The sequence below is a fragment of the Mitsuokella sp. AF21-1AC genome (assembly GCF_003458855.1).
Classification (GTDB): Bacteria; Bacillota; Negativicutes; order Selenomonadales; family Selenomonadaceae; genus Mitsuokella.
This window is the reverse complement of record NZ_QRVW01000066.1, coordinates 1-346: the sequence shown is the minus strand read 5'-3', so window position 1 is coordinate 346 and position 346 is coordinate 1. Positions and strand designations below refer to the sequence as shown.

1 protein-coding gene is annotated in these 346 nt (G+C 52.3%); it reads left to right on the top strand.

Annotated elements, in window-relative coordinates:
* On the top strand, positions 1 to 197 hold a 197-nt coding region (locus tag DWX75_RS12270), incomplete at its 5' end, for a transposase (protein WP_233519610.1).
* Positions 198 to 346: the final 149 nt, after the last annotated feature.

The following is a 346-nucleotide window of genomic DNA, read 5'->3' as shown; positions in this document are numbered from 1 at the left end:
ACTTCGTCACCGTCGACCCGCGGAATACGACGCAAACCTGCCACGCTTGTGGCCATATCATGAGCGGCAAAGAGAAACTGACGCTCAAGGACCGTGAGTGGATCTGCCCGAAATGTGGGATACACCACATTCGCGACGTGAATGCGGCCAAGAACATCCTAGTGCGAGCCAAAGCAAAGCTCGTATCCATGTATTGATGCAAACCTACCTTGTCCGTTTGGCAACTTGCGGACGCTAATGGCTTTGGTAATTACCGGACCTCTGCTGTACCTCGCAAGACTGCGAATGCAGTAAGCCTGGCCTATCTAAGCAAATTGAGGTATCGAAAGATTCCCTCAAGCTCGCG